Origin of the sequence: Actinoplanes sp. NPDC023801 (genome assembly GCF_040639655.1) — a bacterium.
GTDB lineage: Bacteria > Actinomycetota > Actinomycetes > Mycobacteriales > Micromonosporaceae > Actinoplanes.
In genome coordinates this window covers 1-23,858 of sequence record NZ_JBFAAI010000014.1, presented here as the reverse complement: position 1 = coordinate 23,858, position 23,858 = coordinate 1, and the positions used below count along the sequence as shown (strand labels likewise).

General features: G+C 69.4%; 20 protein-coding genes and 1 pseudogene. 10 read left to right on the top strand and 11 right to left on the bottom strand.

Annotation, left to right across the window (positions count from 1 at the left end; genetic code table 11):
• Positions 1-68: 68 nt before the first annotated feature.
• Entirely contained in the window at positions 69-4,019 is a 3,951-nt protein-coding gene (gene eccCa / locus AB0G04_RS24055) for a type VII secretion protein EccCa (RefSeq protein ID WP_360986741.1), read from the top strand.
• A gap of 139 nt (positions 4,020-4,158) precedes the next feature.
• Here eccCa and AB0G04_RS24050 read toward each other — a convergent pair whose 3' ends face one another.
• The 4 genes from AB0G04_RS24050 to AB0G04_RS24035 all read right to left on the bottom strand — a co-directional run bounded on the left by AB0G04_RS24050 (position 4,159) and on the right by AB0G04_RS24035 (position 9,174).
• The gene (locus tag AB0G04_RS24050) at positions 4,159-5,175 is read right to left on the bottom strand and encodes a hypothetical protein (RefSeq protein WP_360986738.1); all 1,017 of its coding nucleotides are present in this window, start codon (positions 5,173-5,175) and stop codon (positions 4,159-4,161) included.
• Complete coding sequence (locus AB0G04_RS24045) at positions 5,172-6,542, bottom strand: type VII secretion protein EccE (protein WP_360986735.1); 1,371 nt, start codon at positions 6,540-6,542, stop codon at positions 5,172-5,174. Before AB0G04_RS24045 ends, AB0G04_RS24050 begins: the two co-directional genes overlap by 4 nt.
• A 30-nt stretch (positions 6,543-6,572) precedes the next feature.
• A complete protein-coding gene (locus AB0G04_RS24040; RefSeq protein WP_360986732.1) occupies positions 6,573-8,231 on the bottom strand; it encodes a right-handed parallel beta-helix repeat-containing protein in 1,659 nt (552 codons plus the stop codon).
• Between the two features lie 250 nt (positions 8,232-8,481).
• Complete coding sequence (locus tag AB0G04_RS24035; protein ID WP_360986729.1) at positions 8,482-9,174, bottom strand: DUF4191 domain-containing protein; 693 nt, start codon at positions 9,172-9,174, stop codon at positions 8,482-8,484.
• Between the two features lie 137 nt (positions 9,175-9,311).
• On the opposite strand from AB0G04_RS24035, the gene AB0G04_RS24030 reads away from it, so the two are divergent.
• The 4 genes and pseudogenes from AB0G04_RS24030 to AB0G04_RS24015 all read left to right on the top strand — a co-directional run bounded on the left by AB0G04_RS24030 (position 9,312) and on the right by AB0G04_RS24015 (position 14,763).
• Entirely contained in the window at positions 9,312-9,488 is a 177-nt protein-coding gene (locus AB0G04_RS24030) for a hypothetical protein (RefSeq protein ID WP_360986726.1), read from the top strand.
• Between the two features lie 23 nt (positions 9,489-9,511).
• The gene (locus AB0G04_RS24025) at positions 9,512-12,637 is read left to right on the top strand and encodes an AAA family ATPase (RefSeq protein WP_360986723.1); all 3,126 of its coding nucleotides are present in this window, start codon (positions 9,512-9,514) and stop codon (positions 12,635-12,637) included.
• Between the two features lie 265 nt (positions 12,638-12,902).
• Positions 12,903-13,103, top strand: a complete 201-nt coding sequence (locus AB0G04_RS24020; RefSeq protein ID WP_360986720.1) for a hypothetical protein — start codon at positions 12,903-12,905, stop codon at positions 13,101-13,103.
• Between the two features lie 89 nt (positions 13,104-13,192).
• Positions 13,193-14,763, top strand: a pseudogene (locus AB0G04_RS24015) (IS1182 family transposase).
• Positions 14,764-14,899: 136 nt separating this feature from the next.
• Here the strand turns inward: AB0G04_RS24015 and AB0G04_RS24010 are convergent.
• Positions 14,900-15,727, bottom strand: coding sequence for a hypothetical protein (locus tag AB0G04_RS24010; RefSeq protein ID WP_360986717.1), 828 nt, complete (start codon positions 15,725-15,727; stop codon positions 14,900-14,902).
• An 85-nt stretch (positions 15,728-15,812) separates the two neighbouring features.
• Between AB0G04_RS24010 and AB0G04_RS24005 the strand changes: the two genes are divergently transcribed.
• Positions 15,813-16,394, top strand: coding sequence for a helix-turn-helix domain-containing protein (locus AB0G04_RS24005; protein ID WP_360986714.1), 582 nt, complete (start codon positions 15,813-15,815; stop codon positions 16,392-16,394).
• 243 nt (positions 16,395-16,637) lie between these two features.
• Here AB0G04_RS24005 and AB0G04_RS24000 read toward each other — a convergent pair whose 3' ends face one another.
• Complete coding sequence (locus AB0G04_RS24000) at positions 16,638-17,093, bottom strand: DUF1772 domain-containing protein (protein ID WP_360986711.1); 456 nt, start codon at positions 17,091-17,093, stop codon at positions 16,638-16,640.
• Between the two features lie 194 nt (positions 17,094-17,287).
• On the opposite strand from AB0G04_RS24000, the gene AB0G04_RS23995 reads away from it, so the two are divergent.
• Positions 17,288-17,908, top strand: a complete 621-nt coding sequence (locus AB0G04_RS23995; RefSeq protein WP_360986708.1) for a TetR/AcrR family transcriptional regulator — start codon at positions 17,288-17,290, stop codon at positions 17,906-17,908.
• Positions 17,909-18,134: 226 nt separating this feature from the next.
• On the opposite strand, the gene AB0G04_RS23990 is transcribed toward AB0G04_RS23995, so the two are convergent.
• Together AB0G04_RS23990 and AB0G04_RS23985 are read right to left on the bottom strand one after the other, a co-directional pair.
• Positions 18,135-18,674, bottom strand: coding sequence for a hypothetical protein (locus AB0G04_RS23990; RefSeq protein WP_360986705.1), 540 nt, complete (start codon positions 18,672-18,674; stop codon positions 18,135-18,137).
• A gap of 599 nt (positions 18,675-19,273) precedes the next feature.
• Entirely contained in the window at positions 19,274-19,672 is a 399-nt protein-coding gene (locus AB0G04_RS23985; protein ID WP_360986702.1) for a hypothetical protein, read from the bottom strand.
• Positions 19,673-19,919: 247 nt separating this feature from the next.
• Here AB0G04_RS23985 and AB0G04_RS23980 point away from each other — a divergent pair, with 247 nt between their 5' ends.
• Positions 19,920-20,354 carry a DUF6228 family protein gene (locus AB0G04_RS23980; RefSeq protein ID WP_360986699.1) on the top strand — a complete coding sequence of 145 codons (435 nt, stop codon included), beginning with the start codon at positions 19,920-19,922 and terminating at the stop codon, positions 20,352-20,354.
• 405 nt (positions 20,355-20,759) lie between these two features.
• On the opposite strand, the gene AB0G04_RS23975 is transcribed toward AB0G04_RS23980, so the two are convergent.
• The 3 genes from AB0G04_RS23975 to AB0G04_RS23965 all read right to left on the bottom strand — a co-directional run bounded on the left by AB0G04_RS23975 (position 20,760) and on the right by AB0G04_RS23965 (position 22,588).
• Positions 20,760-21,488 carry a DUF4253 domain-containing protein gene (locus tag AB0G04_RS23975; RefSeq protein ID WP_360986696.1) on the bottom strand — a complete coding sequence of 243 codons (729 nt, stop codon included), beginning with the start codon at positions 21,486-21,488 and terminating at the stop codon, positions 20,760-20,762.
• Positions 21,489-21,635: 147 nt separating this feature from the next.
• The gene (locus tag AB0G04_RS23970) at positions 21,636-22,130 is read right to left on the bottom strand and encodes a hypothetical protein (RefSeq protein ID WP_360986693.1); all 495 of its coding nucleotides are present in this window, start codon (positions 22,128-22,130) and stop codon (positions 21,636-21,638) included.
• A 137-nt stretch (positions 22,131-22,267) separates the two neighbouring features.
• Positions 22,268-22,588 carry a hypothetical protein gene (locus AB0G04_RS23965; protein WP_360986689.1) on the bottom strand — a complete coding sequence of 107 codons (321 nt, stop codon included), beginning with the start codon at positions 22,586-22,588 and terminating at the stop codon, positions 22,268-22,270.
• A gap of 149 nt (positions 22,589-22,737) precedes the next feature.
• Between AB0G04_RS23965 and AB0G04_RS23960 the strand changes: the two genes are divergently transcribed.
• Entirely contained in the window at positions 22,738-23,145 is a 408-nt protein-coding gene (locus AB0G04_RS23960; protein WP_360987242.1) for an ankyrin repeat domain-containing protein, read from the top strand.
• 159 nt (positions 23,146-23,304) lie between these two features.
• A complete protein-coding gene (locus AB0G04_RS23955) occupies positions 23,305-23,595 on the top strand; it encodes a hypothetical protein (RefSeq protein WP_360986686.1) in 291 nt (96 codons plus the stop codon).
• The last annotated feature ends 263 nt before the right edge of the window (positions 23,596-23,858 follow it).

The following is a 23,858-nucleotide window of genomic DNA, read 5'->3' as shown; positions in this document are numbered from 1 at the left end:
AACGTAGCAGGATCGCTGCCCGATCACGGATAGGATGTTGTCGCTACGTCACCCACGGGGAGCCCAGAGTGACAGTAACGATCATCAAGCGACCGCCACGCCGGCCGGCGCCCGCCATGCCCTCCGGCGAGGTTCCGCTCGACCCGCCGCCGGAGATCCCGCCGCCGCAGGGCAAGGGCTGGACCCGGATGCTGATGATCCTGCCGATGGGTGCGGGCGCGGCGGCGATGGGCCTGATGATGGGTGCGCAGCGGGGTGGCCCGATCACCTATGTCGCCGGTGCGATGTACGGCATCTCGATGCTCGGCATGATGGCCATGATGGCCGCGAACACCACCGGGCCCGGCAAGCGCGAGATGATCGAGGCGCGACGGCAGTATTTGCGGCACCTCTCCCAGTTGCGGGCCCAGGTGCGCAACACGATCCGGCAGCAGCGCGAGGCGCTCTACTACCGCAACCCCGACCCGGAGACCCTCTGGACGTTCACCGACAGCGGCCGGTTGTGGGAGCGGCGGCGCGGTGACGCCGACTTCACCGTGGTCCGCATCGCCGTCGGCCCGCAGGAGGTCGCCACCCGGCTCGTCCCGCCGCAGACCCGCCCGGTCGACGAGCTGGAACCACTGTGCACGATGGCGCTGCGCCGGTTCCTCAACACCTATTCGGTGGTGCCCGACCTGCCGGTGTCGGTGGCGCTGCGCGACTTCTCGCACATCTACGTGCGCGGCGCCGACCGGGCCGCCCACGACTTCAGCCGGGCGCTGCTGGCCCAGATGGTCACCTTCCACGCCCCCGACGACCTGCGGATCGGCATCTGCGTGCCGGACCACGAGCGCGGTCGCTGGGAGTGGGTCAAATGGCTGCCGCACACCCAGCATCCGGGCAAGACCGACGCCATCGGGCAGGTACGCCTGGTCGCCCCGAGTGTGCCGGCACTGGAGGCGATGCTCGACGACGTGCTGGTCAACCGGCCCCGCTTCGACCCGGCCGGTGCACCCGGCGGCGGCCCGCACGTCCTGGTGATCATCGACGGTGGTTCGACGGCCGGTTCCGATCATCTGATGACCGAGGGCGGCGTCGCCGGGGTCACCATCGTCGACCTGTCGGTGCCACCGCCGCGGCTGCTCGACGACAGTTCGGTGGTGCTGGAGATCGCCGCCGACGGTACGGTCACCGGCACCACGATGGACGGTCCCACCGAGGTGGGCAAGGCCGACGCGCTGAGCCTGCCCGAGGCCGAGGTGCTGGCCCGGGAACTGGCCCCGCTGCGGCTGTCGGCTGTCTCCGAGGCGGACGCGCCGGCCATCTCGCAGGACACCGGGCTGGCCGACCTGCTGGAGCAGTCGGACCCGTACAGCATCGATCTGAACGATCTCTGGGCCAGCCGGCCGAACCGGGACCGCCTGCGGGTGCCGATCGGGGTGGGCGCCGACGGGCGCCCTGTCGAGCTGGATCTGAAGGAGTCGGCGCAGGACGGCATGGGCCCGCACGGCCTGCTCGTCGGCGCGACCGGTTCCGGCAAGTCGGAGCTGCTGCGCACGCTGGTGCTGGCGCTGGCCATGACGCACAGCCCGGAGATCCTCAACCTGCTGCTGGTCGACTTCAAGGGCGGCGCCACGTTCGCGTCGCTCGACCGGCTGCCGCACACCGCCGCGATGATCACCAACCTGGAGGACGAGCTGCCGCTGGTCGACCGGATGCTCGGTGCCATCCAGGGTGAGCTGACCCGGCGTCAGGAGCTGCTGCGCAAGGCCGGCAACTACGCGTCCCAGCGTGACTACGAGCGGGCCCGGTCGGCGGGTGTGCCGCTGGCCCCGCTGCCCAGCCTGCTGTTCATCGTCGACGAGTTCTCCGAGCTGCTCAGCGCCCGGCCCGACTTCATCGACATGTTCGTCCAGATCGGACGGGTCGGCCGGTCGCTCGGCATCCACCTGCTGCTGGCCTCGCAGAAACTCGAGGAGGGGCGGCTGCGCGGGCTGGAGTCGCACCTGTCGTACCGGATCGGGCTGCGCACCTTCTCGTCGATGGAGTCGCGGGCCGTGCTCGGCGTGCCGGACGCCTACGAGCTGCCCCGGTCGCCCGGCCACGGCTATCTGCGGACCGGCACCGAGGGCCTGATCCGGCTGAAGGCGGCGTACGTCTCCGGCGCTGTCCGGCAGAACGGCGACCTGCCCGGCGTCGGCGGACGCGGCGGCAACCCGATCCGCGACTTCTCCACCTTCTACGTGGCACCGCTGCGCGAGGAGCTGCCGGACGCCGAGGAGCAGCCGGAGGAGGAGACCACGACCGGGGACACCCTGATCGAGGTGCTGGTCCGGCAGATGGAGGGCAAGGGCGCGCCGGCCCACGAGGTGTGGCTGCCGCCGCTGGACAAGGCGTCCACGCTCGGTCAGATGCTGCCACCGGCGATCACGCTGCCGGAGCGTGGCCTGACCGTCGACGCGGAGGACCGGTTCGGTTCGTTGCACGCGCTCGGCGGGCTCATCGACAAGCCGTACGACCAGCGCCGCGATCCGATGTGGCTGGACCTGTCCGGCGCGGCCGGCAACGTGATGATCGTCGGGGCGGCCCAGTCCGGCAAGTCGAACCTGCTGCGCACCCTGATCGTCAGCCTGGCGCTCACCCACACGCCGCGGGAGGCGCAGTTCTACGGACTGGACTTCGGCGGCGGCCCGCTCAGCGCGCTCGCCGACCTGCCGCACGTCGGCGGGGTGGCGACCCGGCGGGACGTGGACAAGGTCCGCCGCACCATCGCCGAGCTGCACGGTCTCATGCGGGCCCGGGAGGAGATGTTCGCCGCCGAGAACGTGGAGGGCGCGGCGGCCTACCGGCGGGCCAAGACACAGGGCAGGTTCGCCGAGGACGCGTTCGGTGACGTCTTCCTGATCGTGGACGGCTGGCAGACGATGCGGTCCGAGTTCGAGGACCTCGAACCGATCGTGCACGAACTGGCCAACCGCGGCCTCGGTTTCGGCATCCACGTGCTGGCCGCGACGAACCGGTGGATGGACGTGCGCCCGCAGATCCGCGACGCCTTCGGCACCCGCGTCGAGCTGCGGCTCGGTGAGGCCAGCGACTCGGTGATCAACCGGCGTGAGGCGGTGAACGTGCCGGAGGACGCGCCCGGCCGCGGCCTCACCCCGGACGGCCACCACTTCCTCGCGGCGCTGCCCCGCATCGACCGTGAGCAGCGCGTCGACGACCTGGCCGACGCGGTCGCCGAGCTGGTCCGGCACGCGGGCGAGCACTGGACGGCGGCCCCGGCACCCGCGGTCCGGCTGCTGCCGGCCGAGATCCCGTTCGAGGCGCTGCCACCGGCTCGCGGCGGCGTGGTGCCGATCGGCATCGCCGAGACCGACCTGCAGCCGGTCTCGCTCGACTTCGACGCCGAACCGCACGCGCTTCTCTTCGGCGACGTGGAGAGCGGCAAGAGCTCGTTCCTGCGCAGCCTGGCCCGCTCGATCGTGGCGTCACACACCCCCGAGCAGGCGCGGCTGCTCCTCGTCGATCTGCGGCGCAGCCTGCTCGGGTGCGTACCGGCCGCGAACACCATCGGGTACGGCACCTCGCACCAGGTCACCGCCGACCTGATCAACCAGGTGGCGGTGGCGATGCGGGAACGCCTGCCCGGCCCGGACGTCACCCCCGAGATGCTCGCCAACCGCAGCTGGTGGAAGGGCCCGGAACTCTACGTTCTGGTCGACGACTTCGACCTGATCGCGTCGGCCAGCCCGAACCCGCTGACCCCGCTGCTGGAGTTCCTGCCGCAGGCCCGCGACATCGGCCTGCACGTGGTGATCACCAGACGGATCGGCGGTGCCGGCCGGGCGCTGTTCGACCCGGTGATCGGCCGGATCCGGGAACTCGCCTCGCCGGGGATCATGATGTCCGGGCCGCGCGAGGAGGGGCCGCTCTTCGGCAACCTCAAACCACAGCCGTTGCCGCCCGGCCGCGCGTGGATGATCACCCGCCGGCACGGCGCCCGTCTGGTCCAGCTGGCCTGGTCCCCGCCGTCCCGATAACCCCTCATATCGTACGGGCTACGCCCGGCCCGACCGCATCGATCGCGTCCCGTGCCTACCCCGCGACGTTCCGCGGTGCTCCCGGTCTCAACGCGACCGCCGGGCATATGCGGTACCCACCAGCTGGCCAGCCGGGGGGCTAGCGGCGGGGCGGGCCGATGTACTGCTGCTCGATACCGGTCTGGTTCAGGAACAGATAGCGGTCGTCGCCGTCGCCGATCAGCGCCATCATGTCGTCGTTCATCGACTGCAGCAGCTGTGCGCTCTGCGGCCGCAGTTTCAGCGCCGCCGCGGCCAGGGTCGCCTCGTCCCCGCCGAGGCGCTGCAGGACCACGAGCGACGCCTCCTGCAACGCCGGCACCCCGGCCCGGTCCAGCTGCCGCAGAACGGTCAGCTGACTGTGCCACGGCCCCAGCGGCGGACTCGTCATCGGCCCGGACAGGCCCAGGTCGTAAACGGTCAGCAGGGGTGTCTGGGCAGTCCCCGAGTACGGTCCGCCCGGCTCCGCCGCGACCACGGTGAGCCGATGCTGCTGCCCGGTGGCCCGCTCGCCGAAGCCGGTCCACGCCGGTGGCTCCGTCGTCACCACGACCACCCGCACACCGGCGGCGAACGCCCGGAAGAGCAGCAACTGGGCCGCCCACACCCCGCCGACCAGCGTCACGCGTACCGGCTCGGGTGCGAACAACGGCAACGGCACCGGCGTCTGTCGCTGGTCGCGACCGATCAGGATCCCCGCCGGAGCCGGCTGTCCGGCCGTCATCCGGCGCAGCCCGGCCCGCGCGACGGCGTGCCAGCCGATCCGCAGCCGGCTGGTCCGCCCGGACGGCCCGGTCCGGTCCCGGGGCCGGTCGTCGTCCTCGGATCCGGCCGGACCGCCCGGCTGATCCGGCGGGAACGTGCCCGGCCGGGCCAGCGGGGCGGAGGTGACCACGGGGGCGGCCGTCCCACGGGACACGGGCTCGGCGACGGCCTGACGCCGGCCCTCCGCGAACGGGTCCGCCGGTCCGGGCGCCGGCACCGACGCGAACGGGTCCGCCGGGGCGGGTGCCGGCACCGACGCCCGCCCGGACGTCACCTGCCCCGGCTCACGGAGCGGCGGGGCGGGCGGTGGCTGCTGCTGGTAGGCGCCGTCGTCGGGGTACGGCCGGCTCATCCCGCGCCACCTCCGGTCGGGGCGGTCGCGTACGCCGCCGGTCCGTGCTCCCCGTCGAGCGCCTGCAACTCGCCGCCCACCCGGCGCACACCCTCCTGCAGCACCCGGTCCAGCGCGCGCAGGTCGGCGTCCGGCCGGGTCGCGAGCCTGATGAACGCCCGCATCGCGACCTCGTCGCCGCCGGCCGTGTCGAGCACCAGCGCCACACTGGTCTGCGCGGCCGGGGCGGTCGCCGCCCAGGCGAACAGCGACCCGATCTCGGTCGCCGCCGCCGGCCAGGTCTTCAGCCAGTACGTCCGATGGACCAGCCGCGCCGACCGCCAGTGGGTCCACGCCTCGTCCACCCCGGGCCCCTCGGTCAGCGCCCACGGTTCGACGTCGCACGAGCGGGCGAGCAGCGCGAGCAGCTGCCCGGAGTCGAGCGGCCGTCCGGTGACGCCGAGGCGGCGCAGGCCGGCCGCCACCTTCCGGGCCAGCCCGGCGACGAGCTTCGCCGCCTCGTCCGGATCGGTGGTGTGGTCGAGTACCGCCTCGGCCAGCGACTGCGCGTCGATGCGCACGCTGATCGTCGATTCCCGGTACGCCGGGACCGGGACCGGACTGACCGTCTCGACGAGCTGACGGTAGGAGGCCCCGGACGGTGACGCGGCCGGCACGTCCGGGCTGGGGGCCGGAACCGTGTGCGTGACCAGCTCCATCATCAGTCCCGGCTGGCCGGTGCCGGAGAGGACGCCGAGCAGCGTGTCGAGCGGAAGCGGAGCGGCCGCCGGGTCGAGCGCGACGGCGGCGAACCAGCCGGCCTCGTCACGGGCCACCCCGACCGCCTTCTCGGGGACCGCCGGGCCGTCCGTCCCGGTGATGCCCGGTGCGGCCCGGTCTGGTACGCCGATGTCCTCGACCGTGAGGCCGGGCGCGATCGTCCGCAGCGCCGCCAGCACCGGCCCGGACCTCGGGTCGGCCCGGGCCGCCCGGCGCCGCCGGTGATCGCGTGCCACCAGCTGGTGCTCCAGCCACCAGCGGTGCTGCCGCCGGGCGAAGAAGACCAGCAGGAGCACCGCCGAGCCGGCCAGCGCGGCCAGCAACGCCACCGGCGAACGGGTGACCGCGGCGACCAGCGCGAACAGCGCCGCCTCGGCGGCCAGGATCTGGGCCAGGCTGAACGGGCCGAGGTGCCCCTTGCGGGGTACCGCCCGGACCGTCGCCTCGGGTGCCCGGAACTGCGCGGCCGGAGCCGGGCGCTGCGCCGGTACCCGTGGTGGTGGCTGCGGCGGGGGAGCGGGGCCACCCCGGACCGGTGTGCCGGGTGGCCGCAGCGGCGCGGCGGCGGCCGTGGCGTTGCCGTAGGTACGTCCCTCACCGCGATGCACCGGTCACCTCCCCCTCAGGCCGACGCCGAATCAGCGGATCGCCACCCGCAGATCGGCGAGCATCAGTGTCCGCAGGTCGTCGCGACTGGGCATGCGCCCCATCGCCCGCAGCCGTCCGGACTGTGCCTTGCGCATACCCTCCAGCAGCTTGCGGGCCTCCCGGGCGTTGCCGAAGTTGCGGTCCCGTTCCAGCTGCCCGAAGTGCTCCCACAGTGCCTCCGGCAGGCCCTCGGCGAAGATGTAGTCGTCGTGCCGGGCGATCCGGTCGGCGATCCGCACCAGCTCGTCGGGCCCGTAGTTCTCGAACTCCATGGTCTTGGCGAACCGGGACGCCAGACCGGAGTTGGCGTCCAGGAAGTCGAGCATCTCCCGGGTGTACCCGGCGACGATCACCGCGACCTGGTCCCGGTGGTCCTCCATCAGCTTCACCAGGGTGTCGATCGCCTCCTGGCCGAAGTCGGCGGCCGCGCCACCGGCCCGGGCCAGCGTGTACGCCTCGTCGATGAACAGCACTCCGCCCATCGCCTCCTCGAAGACCGAGGTGGTCTTCTCCGCGGTGTGCCCGATGTACTGCCCGACCAGGTCACGCCGCGACACCTCACGGAACTGCCCGTGCGGCAGCACACCGAGCGCCTTCAGCAGCTGACCGTAGATCCGGGCGACCGTCGTCTTACCCGTACCCGGGGCTCCGGTGAAGATCAGATGGTGGCTCACCGTGCCGACCGACAGGCCCGCACTGCGCCGCCACTCGTTGACCTGGATCTCGTCGATCAGGGCCCGGACCTCGTTCTTCACCCCGTCCAGGCCGATCATCGAATCCAGCTCGGTGAGCAGTCGCTCGACCTCGGCCGCGTCCTGCGCGGCACCGGCCGCCACCACACCGGCCCGCGGCAGGCCGCCGCCGTCGCTCAGCGTCACCGTCGCCCGCGCGCCCGGATCGACACGCACCGGTGGATCGGCGGTCTCCTCCACCCGGCACCGCTCGACCACCGCCGTGCAGCCGGCACCGATCACGATTCCCGGGCCGGACGTCTGGTGCACCCACGTCTCGACGATCCTCGGCGCGCTCGCGTAGGCCACCACGATGCCGGCGTCACCGGTGCCGGACACGTCGCAGCGCTCGATCACCGGACGGCCCGACTGGTAGACGTAGATGCCGCGATAGCCGCAGTCGCTGACCTTCGTGCCGCGGATCACCGGGTCGGCGCCGAGCCGCACGATCACCCCGTCGTCGGAGACACCGCGGATCTCGCACGAGTCGACCGTGCCGCCCGCGTCGGAGAAGACGAAACCGTGCTGGCCCGCGACCACGCGTACCTCGGTGGCATCCACCATCGCGCCACCGTCGGCCTGCAGGCCGGCGCCGTAACCCGCGGACAGCTCGCACCGGCGCAGTCGCACCCGGCCACCGCCGATCACCACCGCCGGATAGTCGTCGGAGATCAGGGCCAGCCCGTCCACCTCCACGTCACCGGAGGCCACCGACAGTGCCGGGCCGTCCAGGCCGGACGCGTCCACGATCGCCGAACCGGGGTCGCCGGACGCGCGCAGCGTCAGGCGGCGGCCGGCCAGATCGATGCGCTCCCGATAGGTGCCGGGAGCCACGGTGACGACGGCGCCGTCGGGCGCCACCTCGAGGGCGTCGCGCAGAGTCGGGAAGGTGCCGGGAACCGCCAGGGTGCTGACCACGAGCGGAACTCCTTCGTGCCCAGGGTGCGAGTCTGCGTCACTGTCCGGCGTGGACCGCCGGAAAGCGGCGTAGACCCGAGGCTAGCGCCCCGGACCGATCATGGAGACCCCGGTCGATGAATACGGCCCGGTCACCCCCTTCCGGGGGCCCCTTTTCTGGCGGTACGGCCACAAACGCCGATGCCCGTCCCGGGTGGGACGGGCATCGATTTCCGGGGCTGCTCACCCCGTACCCCAGGAAAGGTCTTGATCAGCGAGGGCGCTGCTGGCGGAACGCGCCCTTGCTCGGCCGCATGCTCTTCGGGATCGCGCCCTTCGGCATCTGCGGCCGTGACATCAGCGCGCCGAGCCGCTTGTCCAGCGAGTTGACGTCCTTGCCGGTCAGGTTCTTGGGCAGGCGCAGCATCGTCGAGCGCAGCTTGCGCACCGAGAGCTGGCCCTCCTCGGTGCCGATCACGTAGTCGTAGATCGGGGCGTTGCCGATCACCTTGACCAGGCGCTTCTTCTCCTGGCTGAGCAGGCCCCGCACCCGCTGCGGGTCGCCCTCGCCCAGCAGGATCACGCCGGGCTTGCCGATCACCACGTGGACCATGTCGAACTGCGTGGTGGAGCTCGCGGCCGGGCGGACCCGCCAGTCGCCGCGCATGTTCTCCATCAGCGAGGCGGCGGCGCCGGGCTGGCCCTCCGCCACGTTCATCATGGCCGTGTTCGAACGCAGGTTCAGCACGATCAGCACGGCCAGCAGCGTGAAGAGAATGCCGACCGGGATCCACGGCCAGGCGCCCGTCAGGAGCACGATCGTCACGGTGATCGCGAGCGGGATCGCGATCGCGCCGATGACCAGCGGCACGAACCACTTGTCCTGCTTGGCCGTGAACGCGAACACCTGGCCGATCTGCTTCAGGCGCCCGCCGAACGACACCTTCTCCTGGGGTTTTGCCATGCCGGGAAGTGTAGTGGGGCTCAGGTACCTTACGGCGTCCCGGTGCCCCTCAGCCACTCGCGTAAGGAGGGGGCGCCGCGACGGATGAGGCTGCCGCCCCATGCCCGCGGCCCGCCTTCGGGCGAAGAGTCGTCCTCATGATTCCTTTCAGCGACCCCGGCACCCACTTCCAGCTCGCCCGATTCCGGATCGACGACATGCTCCAGGACGCCGAGCGCCACCGCGCCGTCCACCACGAGCGGACCGAACGGCCACCCCGCCGCCGGTTCTTCCGGATCCGGTGGGTCACCCGGCGTGGCTCTCTCGCATCCTGAGCCGCACGAGCAGACCAGAAATCATGTCGTACGCGCGTGGCATGCTCGACCTCATGACGGTGAGCGCGCACAGCACGGTCCTGGTCGGGCGTGCGCCCGACCTGGCCGCGCTGCACGACGCGCTCAAACGGGCCCGCGGTGACGAACCGGCCGCCCTCCTCGTCGGCGGTGAGGCCGGGGTCGGCAAGACCCGGCTCGTCGAGGAGTTCTGCCGCACCGCCGACGCCCGCATCCTCCTCGGCCAGTGCCTCGAGCTCGGTGAGGAAGGCCTGCCGTTCGCCCCGTTCGCGGCCGCGCTGCGCGAGCTGTCCCGGCACGAGGGCCGGGCCGTCTTCGGCGGGCGTGAGGCCGAGTTCGCCCGGCTCCTGCCCGAGCTGGGCCTCCCGCCCGACCACGGCGAGACCCGCCGGGGCCACCTGTTCGAGCTGGTCGGGTCGCTGTTCGCCCGGCTCGCCGAGGACCGCCCGGTCGTCCTCGTGGTGGAGGACCTGCACTGGGCCGACCGGTCCACCCGTGACCTGATCGCTTTCCTGGTCCGCTCCGCGCGGGTGCCCGGCCTGCTGCTGATCGCCACCTACCGCACCGACGAACTGCACCGGGGCCACCCGCTGCGGCCGTTCCTGGCCGAGCTGGAGCGGGTCCGCGGCGTCCAGCGGCACGACCTCGACCGGCTCGACCGGGACGCCACCGCCGAGCTGCTCGGCCACCTGCTCGGCGCCGAGCCCGACCCGCCGACCGTCGACGCGATCAGCCGGCGTGCCCAGGGCATCCCGTTCTTCATCGAGCAGTTCGCCGCCTCCGCCGACCCGCGCTGCGGTGACATCCCGGAGACCCTGCGCGACCTGCTGCTGTCCCGCGCCGACCAGTTGCCCGACGCGGCCCAGCGGGTGCTGCGGGTGGCCGCCGTCGGCGGCATCCGGTTCGGCCACGAGCTGCTGGCCAGGGTCGCCGCCGTCGACGAGACCACCCTGGAGGCCGGGCTCCGCGCAGCCGTCGCCGCCCAGCTCGTCATGATCGGCCCCGACGGCGACTACGAGTTCCGGCACGCCCTGGTCCGCGAGGCCGTCCACGACGACCTGCTGCCCGGCGAGCGATACCGGCTGCACGCCCGCTACGCCCAGGCCATCGAGTCCGAACCGCAGCTGGTCGACGCCGACCGCGCCCCCGCCGAGATCGCCCACCACTGGTTCTCCGCCCGCGACCACCCCCGTGCCCTCGCCGCCGCGCACCGGGCCGCCGACGCGGCCGGCCGCCGCTACGCGTTCGCCGAACGGGCCCGCCTGCTCGACCGCATGCTCGAGCTGTGGGACCAGGTGCCCGAGCCGGCCGCCCTGCTCGGCGTCGGCCACCTCGACCTGCTGGAGGAGGCGGCGCTCGCCGCCATCGACTCCGGCGAGCACCAGCGGGCCATGACCCTCACCCGCGCCACCCTCGCCGACCTCGACTTCGAGGCCGAGCCACTGCGGGCCGGCCGCCTGCTGGTCCGCCGCGCCAAACTGCTGCGCAACGCCGGCAAGAGCGACGGCGCCGCCGAGGCCCGCGAGGCGTACCGTCTGCTGTCCGGCGGCCCCCGCGACAGCGAGTCGCTGAAACTCGTGGCCGACGTGGTCTACGTGCTGGCCGCCACCGACCCCGACGAGGCCGACCGGATCGCCCAGCAGGTCCTCGCCGCCGCGGCCGAGCTCGGCGACGAGGCGGCCCAGGTCGCCGTCGAGATCACCTACGGCAAGGTGTGCAGTGGCCGCCTCCCCGCCGCCGAGAGCGTGCCCGCCATGCGCCGCTCCGTCGACCGGGCCCGCGCCTCCGGCGACATCCCCAACCTGGCGGCCGCCCTGGTCAACCTCTCCGACTCCCTGTGCGAGCTGGGCGCCTACGCCGACTCCGCCGCGGCCGCCGCCGAAGGCGTCCCGCACGCCGACCGCGTCGGCGTCAGCCGCACCACCGGCGTCTACCTGCTCGCCAACCACGCCGAGGCCCTGATCGCCCTCGGCCGCTGGGACGAGGCCGACGCGCTCCTGGCCCAAGCCGCCCGCCAGGATCCGCCCGGCACCCTGGCACTGCCCTGGCTCTGCCTACGCGCCCGCATCCGCCTGGCCCGGGGCCACGACGACGGCGCCGCGGCCCTCGTCAAACAAGCACTCGCCTTCCTGGCCAGGCCGTTCCTCACCCACGAGAGCCGTCTCTGCCTGCGGGAACTCAGCATCGTCGCCGCCTTCACCACCGGCGACGGCCCGGCCGCCCGTGCCGTCGCCGAGGCCGCCCTCCAGGACCACGGCATCCTCGAACGCCCGCGCTACGGCTGGGCGGTCCTGGCCGCCGCCACCCGGACCCTCACCCTGCCCGGCCCGTCCCGGTCGTTCCGCCACCAAGATCCCGGCCATGTCGATCCGTCGGGTGCCTCCCTCCGGAGGACCGCAGACGCGGCCGATCCGGCTCGGCCCGCGAATACCGGCCCCGGTGGGGTCAGCACGTGGCGGTCGACCGGTACCGGTGCGCCGCGGTCGACCGGTGCCGGTGGCGTCGGTGCGTCGGGGTCGGCCGGGGCTGGTTCGGTGCCTTTCGGATCCGGCAGCGAGGAGACCGACCGGGCCGTGGAGGTCGTCGGCGGGGGTCTGGCGGAGACGATCCGCGAGCTGGCCAATCGGCTGCCCCAGCGCTACCCGGCGGAGCGGGCCTACGCCGCGCAGGTGGCCGCCGTCCTCGACGGCGGCGCCGACCGCTGGCGTGCGGCGGTCGATCAGTGGCGGGCCGACGGACAGCCCTATCACCTGGGGTGCGCGTTGCTCGGCCTTGCCGAAGCGGTTGCCCCTGACCGCCCGGCCGCGACCGCTGCGCTCACCGAGGCGGGCGCGATCGCCGCCGCCCTCGGCGCCCGGCCGCTGGCGGAGGCGGCCGAGGTCCTGGCCCGCAGGCTCGGCGTCCGGAGCGCCACGGTCCCGGCCGCACTCGCCGAGTTGCTGACCGCCCGCGAGCGGGAGGTACTGCGGCTGGTGGCCGAGGGCCAGAGCAACAGCCGCATCGCCCAGAGCCTGTTCATCTCCCCGAAAACCGCAAGCGTCCACGTCTCCCGGATCATCGCCAAGCTGGAGGTGACCAACCGGGTCGAGGCCGCCGCCGTCGCGCACCGCTTGGGCCTCCTCGACAGCTGACCCCGGATGCGTGGTGATGTCCGGTCTGATTCAGGTCGCGGTTCGCCACGGTGGGTGCGCCGGCTCCTTGGGTGGTGACCCGAAGCTTGGACCGGACCGCAGGTCAGCACGGTGGAGGGCGGGTCGGGCCCGGGCGAGTGGCTGGAAACGCTAATGGCGCGGGGTGGGGTTCCGATATTGGGGGCCGAATCGAAAGCGCCGGAGGACGCCGAGTCCTGCTGGAGCTTCGTCCCCCCGGAGGCAGATGATGGATACCGCAGTCGAGGTGAGTTACGACGTGGTCGGCATGCTGGTCGGGCCGGGCTCACTGCTGCCGTGGTGGGCCTGGCTGGCGCCGCTTGCCATGATCTTCCTCAAGTTGCTTTCGCCCGTACTGATCCCCGAGGTTGCCGAAGCGCATTGGGCTTCCGAAAAGGACGCCGGCAAGTCCAAGAAGGGCAAGAAGGCCACCAAGAAGAAGAAGTGACCGCCGCGCAATGAGCGAACCCCGCACCGGGTCGGGACTCTGTTGGCGAATTCTGAAGTAGACGCTCGCCCCGGCATGATCTTCCGATCATGTTCGGGGCGTTCGTCGTGGAGGCTGGGGCGTCGCTGCGTCCGATGGACCTGCTTGAGGTTCCGCAACTGACTGCTCGGGTTGCCCGGACCGCGTTCCCGTCCGGGACCGCCGCGATGCGGATTCGGGACGCCCTGGGCCCGATCTTCACTGACGACATGTTCCGCGACGCGTTCCCCTCGCGAGGCAAACCGGCGTCGTCTCCTGCCCGGTTGGCGTTGGTGTCGGTGTTGCAGTTCGCCGAAGGCATGGCGGACCGGCAGGCCGCGGACGCCGTACGGGCCCGCATCGACTGGAAGTACGCCCTCGGCCTGGAGGTGACCGACCCGGGCTTCGACTACTCGGTGCTCTCCGAGTTCCGTTCCCGGTTGATCGACGGCGGCCTGGAGCAGGCCGTGTTCACTGCTGTCGTCGACGCGGCCAGAGCGTCCGGCCTGGTGAAGGCCAGAGGGAAGCAGCGCACCGACTCCACCCACGTCATCACAGCGGTACGCGAGGTCAACCGGCTGGAACGCTGCATCGAGACGATGCGCGCCGCGCTGAACGCACTCTCGGTGCTGGCGCCGAGCTGGGTGGCGGCGCTGGCGGACGCCGAGTGGTTCGACCGCTACAGCGACCGCCCCGAGCAGTACCGCCTGCCCGCACCGGGAACCCGCAAGCGGATCGCGCATGCCGAACAGATCGGCGCGGACGGCTTCAAGCTCATGACGGCCGTGTTCGCCGGCGACGCACCCGCACACCAGCGCCAGGTGAAGGCCGTAGAAGTCCTGCGGCAGACCTGGGTCCAGGAGTACGCCATCGCCTCCACCGACGACGGGCAGGAGCGGATCGTGTGGCGGCACCCGCAAGACTGCCCGCCGGGTGCGGTGCGCCTGGCCAGCCCCTACGACACCGATGCACGCAACGCCGTCAAGCGGGACACCTCCTGGTCCGGCTACAAGGTCCACCTCACCGAAACCTGTGATCCCGGCGAGGTCCACCTGATCACCCACGTGGCCACCATCGTCGCTACGACCCCGGAAACCGGCATGATCGCTGAGGTCCACCGCGACCTCGCCCAGCGCGACCTGCTGCCCTCGGTGCATCTGGCCGACGCCGGCTACGTCAACGCGCCGCACCTGGTATCCGCCCGCCGTGACCACGACGTCACGCTGATCGGCCCGGTGCAAGCATCCACGGTGCGCAGGGCCGACAGCGGGTTCACCCCGTCCGCCTTCACCATCGACTGGGACACCCGCACCACCACCTGTCCCGGCGGTCAGACCACGACCAACTGGCAAGAGGCAACCAGCCAGCGAGGAACACCCGTCAGCCGGATCCGGTTTCTGAAGACCCAGTGTCAGCCCTGCCCGGTCCGCAGTCAGTGCACCACGTCAAGTGCCCGCAACCTCACCCTGCGCCCGAGGCAGGAGCACGAAGCGCTCCAGCTGGCCCGAGCTGACCAGTTCACGGCCGAGTGGAAACGCCCGCGATCAACCTCAACCGCATCGGAGCCCGGCTCGACGGCCGACCTCACGGACGAACCCGCACATCCCACTTCGCAGCCCTGCGTCCGGGCCTGACGGTCTGAAACGGCCCACTGGGACGGCTCCAGTTGGCCGCCCGAGGAGACGGAGACGGGCGGGGCCACTTCTGAGTAACCGAGAGTGGCATCGGTCGCTGACGCGCCCCTTCTACGACGCGCTCAACTACCGACGAGCGGATGTCTATGACTGCGCGTTCTCCGGCGGTTCGACGCGCTGCTGTGCTGGATGGCGACGCTGCCCGTCGGGTAGATCGGCCTGCCGATGGTCTGATCGAAATGACTCAACGGGACCGGTGCGCCGGTTATTCGGTATCGCCTGGATGGAAACGGATGTCAGGCGGATCAGGGTGATGCCGTAGGCGACGATCCACACGACCCAGATTAGCCAGCCGACAAGGCCGAGGAGACCGACCGTACCGGGGTCGTCGATGGCCATAGGGCTCAGCACGGCCGAGCCGAACTGTAGTGCGGCGGCAAGCAAACCGATCCCGCTGTGCCAGCGGCGGATCAGGCCGGCGCGTCGGCCGCTGATGGACAGGCCGGTCATGGCCAGTGCCAGGAAGGTGCCGTTGAAGATGAACAGCGCGTTGTGTAGTGCCCAGAGTCCGGCGATCGTGCTGCTGTCCTGCGCGGTCGTTGACGCGAGCGCGAGCCGGATGGCCATCACGCCGGTGAAGGTGATGTTCTGCATGATCACCCCGGCGAATCCGACCAGGGACCAGGCTGTGCCGTGCTCGCGGTCGGAACGCCACAGCACGGAGACCGCGCCGGCGCCGAACAGGGTGGCCAGCACCCAGGCGATCGGTGCGAGTGCTGACGCCAGGCCGACGGTGTTCTGTTGGGTGGTGAAAAACTGGACAACGTCGTTGGTCTCAGCGCCGGTATGGGGCAGGCCGGCTGGCACCAGGAAGGCGTTGGTGGAGGCGATCAGGATGGCGAAGCCGAGTCCGGCGAGTCCGGCGATCCGCGAGAACGTCCAGGTACTTCCGGCCCCGAGTTTACGCAACATATATTCAATATAAGACCCGGAAACTGAAAGAGGCAAGCCATTGACCGCCGAAGCAAGCAGGCGCAGGTACGAATCACTGCGCCGGGTGGCGCAAGCGGCAGAGACCAGGGGTGAGATCGCCAGCGCCGCTCGTCGACTGTTCTCCTCCCGCGGCTGGGCGGCGACCACGGTACGTGACGTGGCACGGGAGGCGGGGGTCTCGGTGCCGACCGTCTACGCGGTGTACGGGAACAAGACCGGACTGATCCAGGCCCTGGTCGACGCAGCCGACATCGCCGCGAATCCATCGCAGTCGCTCGCCGAACTGGAAGGGGCCGAGAACGATCCGGTGCGGCAGCTCGCGGCGATGGCCGGCTACGACCGGCGACTCTTCGAGCGTGCCGGTGACATCATCGCGCTCGTGCGTGAGGCGGGCCGCACCGAGCCCGAGCTGGCGACCGCCTACCGCGACGGCCGTCAGCAGGGGGACGAGACCAGGATCCAGGTGTTCTCGTCGTGGCCGGGCGGCGTTCTCCGGCAAGGGCTGGACATACGGTCGGCCGTCGATATCTATGCGGCGATCTGCAACATCGACGTCTACACCACACTGACTGACGAACGCGGCTGGCAACCCGATCAAGTCGAGCGCTGGTGGACCGAGGCCCTGGCCCGCGAACTCCTGACCTGAAGTGTCATGAGGCGGCTCATGACGGGCCGTCCTGGTACGGAAGGTTACGAGGTAGACGACGACCACGAAGGCCCACGCCACCTCGTCCCACGGGCACCGCGCCCAAAGCCAGGCCGGCACTGGCCGCGACTGACCGTCGGCAAGCCGGTCGCACTTGATCCGGTATCCGCTTCTGCAATCCCCTACTCCACAACGGATCCCGTCAACTCACTTCACGCGGTCAACGGGTAACCCAACACCCTCTCAGCCGACCGTGGCGACCGAGAGAGCGACGAGCAGGAAGGCCGCGAGGTAGGCCCACGAACGGTATCCCTGAAACCACTCCCAGCGGTTACGGCGCTCTTGCCAGCGCTCCGGAGGGGAATCCTTGTCCCAGCGCAGTGTGGACAGGTTGATCGGCACGTTCACGACCACGGTCGTGACGATGCCGGTGGCCCAGGTCGCGGCCGCTACCCAACGCAATACCTCGGGCAACCCCGCCCCATCAGGGCGGGCCGCGTAGCTGATGGCCAGCACGAGTGAAGCCGTCATCAGCACCGGCATCACAATCCCGAAGGTACGCAGCAGACCCTGTTCGACCAGGATGTGGTCACGCGGCGCCAGACGCTTGACCACCGGATGCACAAAAGCATAGGAGCCGAACTCGGCGCACGCCGTGAACCCCAGCACCGCGACGGTGGCGAACATCAGCACGTCCATACCCGGTCCTCTCATCGTGCCGGACTGCACAGTGTCACGCCCCATCGGCGAGCTGTGCCGCAGCATCCGCGACGTGACACCGCACATGAGAAAGCACGGCCGGAGCCGATCGCCGCGATCACCGGTGCTCCCGCCGAGGTGGCCGATCGGCAGCGCATCGCGAAGGTTATTGATTGATTGATAACATGTCAACCATGGGCCAGAAACGAACCTCCTCATCCCAGCGACGCGCTTCCGTGCTCGCTGCGGCGATCCGGATCTTCGGCAGCAAGGGCTTCGCCGCAACCACCACGGCAGACATCGCCCGCGCGGCCGCCGTGAGTCAGCCCTACGTGGTGTCCCTGTTCGGCAGCAAAGACGCGCTCATCCGAGCCGCGATCGAGCATGCGCTCGACAGAGTGGTCGAGGTGTTCGAGCAGACGATCGACGACGACGCACCTGGCGACCTCGCACCGCGTCTCGGTGTCGCCTACCTTCAACTGTTCAAGGAGCAGGGATTGCAACTCTGCCTCGCGCACGCCTTCACCGCCGGCACCGATCCGGAGATCGGGCCACTCGCCAGAGACGGCTTCCTCCGCGTCTACCGAGTGCTCGTCAACCGCGGCCAGCTCACACCCGAACAAGCCAGTCGGACCCTCGCCGCCGGCATGATGGCCAACGTCATCCTCGGCTTACGTCTGGCTGACGACTATGACCGTGAACCCGTAGTACGCGAACTCCTCTCGGCTACCTACCCGAGCAATGTCGAGCTCCTCAGGACCGTCACCGGTGCCTACGATGGCGTCGCCCCTCTACGAGGTGGGGCCGGCGTTTGACCCGCTGGTGGGTCAGGTCAACGACGGGACGGTCGTATCGTTGGGCTGCAACTGCAGCGCCGGATGGGGCGCCGACCGTTGTAGTGACGCGAATGTTTCATTGAGCGTCCTCACCCGGCCTGTCAAACCACGCATCCTCTTCACCGAACGGGTGCTTCCCGACAACAGATGATTTGAGTCTCGACAACCCCAATCATCCCTGTCGGCAAGCCATCCGTTCCTCTCGTCAGGCGATGTTGCTTTCTCTACCTGTGGATCCGGGCCTGACCCGCCGTGCGGGGGAGCAGCGCATCCGGCCATCCCGGCGTCCGGCGCTCACGCTGATCGAGTATCCGGATCTGCCGCTGATCGGGCGCGATCGCGGTGTTCGAGGCGTCAGCTTCACCTCTCCGGAGGTGTGCCCGCGCCGGTCGCGGATGCCGATCACGGCTCCGGAAGCCATCGCGGCCGCAGTGCCCAGACCTGCCAGCAGCATCATCGAGCCGACAGCATAGAGGCCGGTTGTGTCCGAACATGCCGCTTGAGTGGTCCATGCTGCGGTGAATCCGAGAGTCAGAGCCGCCGACGCTGGCAACGCTCGCACGCCGACCAACTCAGCGACGACCAGCAGGATCAGCAGCGAGATCCCGCAACCGGCGACCTGCCATGCCTCGTACGGGCCGGTCACGACGCCGGTGGCCGGATCAGCCTGGTGCTCGCTATCCCAGCCCAGCCATGCGAGCCACGCGAGTGCGGAAAGCGCCGCGACGAACGCCGTGCCAAACACCTAGGACCAGGCTTCGCCTACATCGACGGCTGGTATAACACCCGCCGCATCCAGAAGGAACTCGGCTACCTCAGCCCCGATGAATACGAGGCGGTCTGGCACGCCCAGACCGAGACAGATAACCTCACCCTGCCCCGACCGAAAGCAGGTAACCACCGCTCCGTGAAAGCGGGGGGAACTCACCTTCCGAGCCGAGGGGGACTCGGGCCGGTCGGTAGGCACCCACCAGTCGAGCGCGGACACGCTCCTCTCAAGCCATACCGGCCGGTCCTTCACGTCCGGCAGGCCGCATAAAAGAATCAGCCACGAAGTCAGGAAGTGGACGAGCGAACCCGCCGGACCCTTCAACCCTGACACTGGCGGAAGTGGAACGGGGAGGTCTTCACGCCTCTTAGGCGGTCGGCGCGGTCCGCGATTACAAGGCCCACCTGCAGACCGCGCGTTCGGCGCGGCGTCGGCGTCGTCGTTCTCGGCCGGGGGGCTCGCCGCGGTGCGCGGCGAGCCCGCCGCGGGTCGTCGACCGGGGGTACATACGGGCGCGAGGCGGGGCGGTAGGCCACCCACGACGGCGGCCGACCGACCCGCCGTTGCCGTGCACGTCAGTAGGCGGCGACGCCCTGGATGTTCTCACTGTTGAACAGCAGCCAGAACCGGGTGCCGTCGGCGACGTCAGTGGCAGCCAGCCCCCACGTGTTGGCGTAGACCGTGCGGTAGCCGTTGCAGTAGTAGCCCCCGCTGGAGGGCGCGAAGCAGGTCTGCACTTCGACCGTACGGGTGATCTTGACGTTGATGTCGTTGCAGTTCGCAGTCGTGTATGTAGAACCGTAGGGCGGCCAGTGCCAGTTGGGATCGGTGCCGTTGATGGTCCTGAGGTTGCCGCTGCTCCGGCAGGAGATGGCCGCCGCAGCCGCTGGCGTGGCCGGAGCGAGGAACAGTCCGGCGCCGACTACGGCCGTCGCCGCGGTCGCTGCCAAGGTGGAAACCCGTCGTTTGAGCATGATTATTCCCCCATCGAAGCACTGTGCGTGCCGGTACAAGCACGCAACGCACCTTCTCAACTGGATCTGTCGAAAATCTCGAGTAAATCTGGCAAGCCTCGAAAACTCCGGGCGGCCCAGTCAGTTCCCGTTGGTCCTGGGGGTAGAAGCTACGGTCGGGCCATCAGAGCGGAGGTTGTTCCTGGAAGTGGAACATCGGCGGCCGCAGTTAGTGACCAGTGCAAGCTGCCGGGCATACTCCCTCACCATGAGCGAGCCGTTTGTCTGGGGCGACGCCAATTCTGAGCGTTGGATCGTCCATCCGCCGCAAGATCCGTATGGGGACGGCTACGTCTGCACGGTGGCTACGGAGCTGCACGCGGACGGTATGACGGCGGCAACGATAGCCAAGGTCGACGGGATGTACGCAAATCTTGCGACGACGCTGTCTGGCTTCATGGAGAGCCTCGCAGCTGACTGGCAGGGTTGGAATGGCACCCGTACGTGGCAGTCGATGGAGCGGGAACTCGCTTTCGATGCCCGGCACGACGGTCGCGGTTATGTGTCGCTCGGCGTGACGCTGCGAGCGCCCGGCCCCGACTGGTATGACACCGCTTGGTCGGCTCGGACGGTATTCACCTTGGAAGCAGGGGAGGAGATGACCCGGCTCGCCGCGGATCTGACGCACTGTCTTGGGCTGTAGCGCACTTCCCGGCCAGCTACCCCTGTTCCACTTCCATGACTGTGGAACCGCCGGCCGAGACCGACAGCGGGGCGGGGGCGGCTGGCCCGGGCCTGGGGGAGCCGGCGCTACGGCTGGTGTTGCTCTACCCGTACCTACGTAGCCAGCATTACTGGACCGCTGTGACGCATTGTCATCGGCGCCCAACATCCGGATCTGCCGATGAGAGTGTATCGGAAAATTTGTTCAGGTCATTACCACACCGAATCCAATGGCGCCCGAACATTGCGGCGATCCTCGTATCCCTCGACAACTGCGATGATCGCCGCAAGGGATCCGAATCTGCCACGTCCGGGTGTTGGCACTGCTGGAAGACTGCTGAGTCGTCTCCTAGATGACCGCACAACAATGGCCCGGACGCTCAGATCAGTCCCACCACACGCGCCAGACCGGAGCGTTCATCAGACCGGCGGCCAGCTCGGTGAGAGTGTCAGCGCGATAGTAGTCGAACTCGCCGTCGTTGTACTGCCGGTATTCCCAGGCCAGAGCCAGAGCGTGGGGCGGAGTAGTCGGCGGGCGGGCGACGGCGTATTCGAGGGTTGTGTCAGTCCAGACGACCGGTTCGGCTCCGTACCGGCCATGCCAGTAACGCATGATCGCGGAATGCTCGGCCGGGTCCGGGTCCCAGAAAACACTGTGCTGCAGGGTCACCGGCACCAGCCACGGTGCGGTGGCGGGCACCAGCGCAACGGTGACTTCGGCCGGCTGCCCGTCCCAGCCGTAGGGAAGCCCGAATCCGGGTCGTTCTGGCTTCTCAGGCCATACTCCTTCACCGGCTAGTTCGGCGCGCAGCTCTGCGGCGTAGCTCGGGGAACTGGTGCTCAGGTACCGCTCGCCGCGTTCGGCCAGAAGCGCGGCGCCGTTCATCGCCTGCGCGTCGGCTGCCAACCAGACCTGCCCGTTAGAGGAGTACGACTCGGTCAGTTGCTCAGGGGTGTCGGCATCCATCAGCAGGGGCCAAAGCCCACTCTCCGGATGGGCCAGCCGCAGCTGTTGCCACCACCGCAGAGCCTCGTCGCCTCCAGCCTGGAACCCGACAACCTCTGCTCCGGTCGGCGTGACGAACAACGGCTGCGTAGGTGGCGTGTCGCGCATTCGATCATGGTGCCCCAAGGGCACCTTTCGATCAAGATCAATTCATTTTGCCTGCGGATAGTGAGAGCGTCTGTGAAGGGATCTCCGCAGACGTCCGGATTTGCCGCGCCCTGGGTGCAGGGCCGGTCCGCCCCTTGCTGAGCAATCTCAGAAGGTGCCGAAGAAGCGATGCCACCAGCTTGGTCGCTGGACGTGCGAGGGTAGCCGGCTTGGCCCGTCGTAGTCGCGCTCTATCAGTTCCTCGGGCACGATGGCATATCCGAGGCCCGCCAACGCCTGATTGACCTTGCCAAGATCTGCCGTGTCCAATTCGCCCTCGGCTTGTGCGTCTTCGGTGCCGAGGAAAGCTCCGGGGTTGTCGGCGCAGACCAGGGCCAGCGAGCCGAACTTGCTTATGCAGACAACGATCCGGGTGCCGCACACGGTTGCTCCGGCCGGCACGGTTACGCGCCCGTACTCGCTGGAGTCCTGGGTATCTCGCTCAGCGACACAGGGTGCGCCGAAGTCCTCCTCGAGCTGTGCCGCCAGGCGGTCGAACCGTGCGCCGGTCTGGCCAGGGTCGTAGCCTCTGGGCCATTCCAGCCATTCGGGATCATCGAGCTCGCGCAACAAGGCCAGCAGATCCGATTCGCGCACGGTCACGTTCAAATCTTGGCTTGCGCGGGTTCACTTCGCCAGAACGAGCACACCCTAGTCACTCCGGTCCGATCCTGCTTGCCTGCCCCGGGCACGGTGCCCCAGGCATCCGCTTCTAGCCGCGAGTCGCGCGTTCAGCTCGGTTAATCGCCAATGAACACCAGTTCGCCGTGTTGCTCCGCGCAGTGCTCCGCCATCGATCGAAGCCGCATCAGCCCACGATACTCAACGCCTACCTTCGCCAGAGTGAGCAGCAGCTCGACGTCGGCGATGAGCTTCTGCATCTGGCTCGCGCCGAAACGGGTCTCGCCATGGAGATCGAGCCGACCCAACAGCCCAAGTGTCGAACTCTCGTGGAAAACCAGCCGATCGAAGTCGCCAGCGGCATCGAAGAACCCGCCAGCCGGATCCGGTAGCCGTTGTATCTGCTCGCCGGCCACACGCAGCTCGACCTGAATGCCCATTCTCTGATGATCCACGATGCTGCGCTGGCGTCCTCATCTGGCACCAGAGTCCGCGCCCCGCCGAGGGTTGGAGCCGTTGCGGCCGTTCCGTCGTGCTCGGCGGGGGATTAGTGCACTATCGGGCGGAGCAGGTGTCACCCGAGTACGAGATGCGAGCCGCTGCCATGCCGACACGTGACAGGGATGGACGAGTCGAACTGCACCACGCCGCAGCGGAAGGCGATCTTGAGAAGCTGTCACGGCTGATCGGCGAAGGAGCGGAAGTCGCAGCAGTCGACCGGGATCTTCTGACGCCGCTTCACATGGCGTGTCTGCCTGGACAACTTGAAGCCGCCCGGCGCCTGTTGGCTGCTGGAGCGCCAGTAGATGCGCGGGACTCGTACGGGAACACCCCGCTGTGGAGGGCCGTCTTTGAGTTCCAGGGCGGCGAGCCGGAATTGATTCGGCTGTTATTGGAGGCTGGCCCGGACCCGGACAGCCAAAACAATACCGCCAGGTCTCCCCGGGATATGGCTACAACGTTCGACCGCCCGGGGATCCGGCAGGTCTTTCCCTGACGAATACGCTTCAGCTCGCAGCCATCTCCGGCAACATACTGTTCTGCCGCGATCTGCTCGGCATCGCGCATCACGGCCGCTGGGCGCCGGCTGGTGTCCGCTCGTGCCGACGAGAGGGTGCCGTCGGCGGCGAACCCGACCGCTGCGAGAATCGCGACTATGGATAAGGTCGCGATTCGAATGCCTGTTCACAACGACAGTGAAGAGTTACTCGAAGTGGTGCTGGAGCCCTACGGCCGGGACTACTGGCTCCAGCCCGGCGAGTCGTTGCTGGTTCACACCGCTCCGTCTGATGAATCCGGAGCAATCTGGCCAGGCACGGCCATGGGTAACGATCCCTTCGAGGTCGATTACCATCCCAGCCTCATCCGCGTGCACTTCAACGGTACCCGCGGATGGATCACCGACCTTGCCGACAACGAACTCGACTGCGGCCATCAGCGGCCATAGGCTTGACGCCAGCAGCGAGGCGTGACACTCCACCGTTACTCAGATCGACGCCTGGATCTGCCGGGTAAGTACAACCCGAACGATGATTTAGGTGCGCCAAGCTCTATCAACGCGCACTAAAGCCGTCGGGCTCAAATACCAATAGAGCGAGAGCTACGGCGTTGCATAGAGCCTTTTCCATCCTGATCTTGCAGGTCAGCCCGGGTCGCCAGGGGTCGGTGATCGATGAGGGCGAGGCTCCAGGTAGGACAGCAAATCGACCA

Bases quoted from the DNA above. Each gene is read 5' to 3' on its own strand.
- AB0G04_RS23980 (WP_360986699.1), top strand. From the start codon at position 19,920: ATGAGCGAGCCGTTTGTCTGGGGCGACGCCAATTCTGAGCGTTGGATC.
- AB0G04_RS23960 (WP_360987242.1), top strand. From the start codon at position 22,738: ATGCGAGCCGCTGCCATGCCGACACGTGACAGGGATGGACGAGTCGAA.
- AB0G04_RS24010 (WP_360986717.1), bottom strand. From the start codon at position 15,727: ATGTTGCGTAAACTCGGGGCCGGAAGTACCTGGACGTTCTCGCGGATC.
- AB0G04_RS23985 (WP_360986702.1), bottom strand. From the start codon at position 19,672: ATGCTCAAACGACGGGTTTCCACCTTGGCAGCGACCGCGGCGACGGCC.
- AB0G04_RS23955 (WP_360986686.1), top strand. From the start codon at position 23,305: ATGGATAAGGTCGCGATTCGAATGCCTGTTCACAACGACAGTGAAGAG.
- AB0G04_RS24035 (WP_360986729.1), bottom strand. From the start codon at position 9,174: ATGGCAAAACCCCAGGAGAAGGTGTCGTTCGGCGGGCGCCTGAAGCAG.
- AB0G04_RS23975 (WP_360986696.1), bottom strand. From the start codon at position 21,488: ATGCGCGACACGCCACCTACGCAGCCGTTGTTCGTCACGCCGACCGGA.
- AB0G04_RS24000 (WP_360986711.1), bottom strand. From the start codon at position 17,093: ATGGACGTGCTGATGTTCGCCACCGTCGCGGTGCTGGGGTTCACGGCG.
- AB0G04_RS24030 (WP_360986726.1), top strand. From the start codon at position 9,312: ATGATTCCTTTCAGCGACCCCGGCACCCACTTCCAGCTCGCCCGATTC.
- AB0G04_RS23965 (WP_360986689.1), bottom strand. From the start codon at position 22,588: ATGGGCATTCAGGTCGAGCTGCGTGTGGCCGGCGAGCAGATACAACGG.
- AB0G04_RS23995 (WP_360986708.1), top strand. From the start codon at position 17,288: ATGGGCCAGAAACGAACCTCCTCATCCCAGCGACGCGCTTCCGTGCTC.
- AB0G04_RS24050 (WP_360986738.1), bottom strand. From the start codon at position 5,175: ATGAGCCGGCCGTACCCCGACGACGGCGCCTACCAGCAGCAGCCACCG.
- AB0G04_RS24025 (WP_360986723.1), top strand. From the start codon at position 9,512: ATGTCGTACGCGCGTGGCATGCTCGACCTCATGACGGTGAGCGCGCAC.